Origin of the sequence: Pseudomonas sp. PA-4-8C, assembly GCF_021606625.1 — a bacterium.
Classification (GTDB): domain Bacteria; phylum Pseudomonadota; class Gammaproteobacteria; order Pseudomonadales; family Pseudomonadaceae; genus Aquipseudomonas; species Aquipseudomonas lactis.
This window is the reverse complement of the sequence record NZ_WKCD01000529.1, coordinates 1-1,433: the sequence shown is the minus strand read 5'-3', so window position 1 is coordinate 1,433 and position 1,433 is coordinate 1. Positions and strand designations below refer to the sequence as shown.

1 protein-coding gene and 1 pseudogene are annotated in these 1,433 nt (G+C 60.2%); both read right to left on the bottom strand.

Annotated features, from left to right (window positions below; translation table 11 throughout):
* Positions 1-101: 101 nt before the first annotated feature.
* Positions 102-1,313: a cytochrome c biogenesis protein DipZ gene (locus tag GIW04_RS30695; RefSeq protein WP_120248041.1), complete on the bottom strand. Its 1,212-nt coding sequence runs from the start codon at positions 1,311-1,313 to the stop codon at positions 102-104.
* Between the two features lie 30 nt (positions 1,314-1,343).
* Positions 1,344-1,433: pseudogene (locus GIW04_RS30690) on the bottom strand (DUF2790 domain-containing protein); the annotation flags it as partial.

Genomic DNA, 1,433 nt, shown 5'->3' with positions numbered 1-1,433 from the left:
AGCCTGGGGTGGGCGGGAGAGTGTGGTCGCGCAACCCAGGCCGCAGCAGAAAAAGCTAATGGCCCACAGCGCGTTGCCTGTGGGCCATGGATTTTCAAGGGTTACGCGGCTGGAGCTTTCGCCTCCTGCAGCAGTTGCTGAATCATCTTTTCCTGCGTCTCGTAGCGACCTTCTCCGAAGTGGGTGAAACGCACTTGCCCTTTGGCGTCGATCAGGTAGTGCGCGGGCCAGTACTGGTTATCGAAGTTGCGCCAGATCGCGTAGTTGTTATCGATGGCTACCGGGTAAGTGATGCCGAGCTTTTTCACCTGATCCCTGACATTGCTGATGATGCGTTCAAAACCGTATTCCGGGGTGTGGACGCCGATTACCACCAAGCCATCCTTCTCGTACCTCTGCGCCCAGTCCTTCACGTACGGCAGGGTGTGCTGGCAATTGATGCAGTCGTAAGTCCAGAAATCGACGAGCACCACTTTGCCTCTGAGCGATTCACTGGTCAGCGCGGGCGAATTGAGCCATTCCACCGCGCCGGACAGCGACGGCATCGGGCCTTGGGCGTTGTCGAGGGTGGGTTCAGCCTTGGCCTTGCTTACCAGGTATTCGACGACTTTGGGGACGCTTTGCAGCACGCCTTTTTCCAGCACGCTGACGCCTTCGGACGACGCCCCGGCCAACAGCGTCTTGTCGGCACCGGTAGAAATCATCAGCGCTGCGGACAGGACCGCAAAACCGGTGGCGCGCCGCAGCCAACCAGTAACCGGAATCGAGGCCTTCAGGCGATTGACTAAACCACGTCCGGCGAAAATCAGCGCACCCAACGACAGTGCACTGCCCAGGCCGTAGGCGACCAGCAGCAGGCTGGTTTGCGCATTGGCGCCTTGCAGCATGGCGCCGGTAAGGATCACCCCGAGGATAGGCCCGGCGCACGGCGCCCAGAGCAGGCCCGTGGCGACGCCGATCATCAGCGAACCCAGCGGCCCGGACATTTTGCGCGTCTGGGGGTCAAGGCGATTGCCCAGTAACACGAACGGGCTGGCCAGCCAGCCACTGATTCGCGCCGAGATCAGCGACAAGGCAAACAGCGCCATCACCACCAGTGCCACATGACGCCCGGTGTTGTTGGCCTGAATCACCCATTCACTGCTGACCACGGCCAGGCTGGAAACCAGCGCGAAGGTCAGGACCATGCCACCAAGGGTAAGCAGGATCGATGAGCGTGTGCGGTCGATACCCGCGAACAGAAATGGCACGACCGGCAGGATACAAGGGCTGAGGACGGTCAATAAGCCGCCCAGGAATGCGATGAGGAACATAAGGGTCTCCTGATGAAATGTGGGCCGGGCTCAGTTATCGCTGTGGCACTCGGCAAATTTGCGGTAGTTCAGGATCTCGGTCTTGCCCTGCGAATTCAGGTAGGTCAGCTGGGCATCGAC

What these genes read in the sequence shown, in the direction of transcription:
- GIW04_RS30695 (WP_120248041.1), bottom strand. Translation starts at nt 1,313, where the DNA reads ATGTTCCTCATCGCATTCCTGGGCGGCTTATTGACCGTCCTCAGCCCT.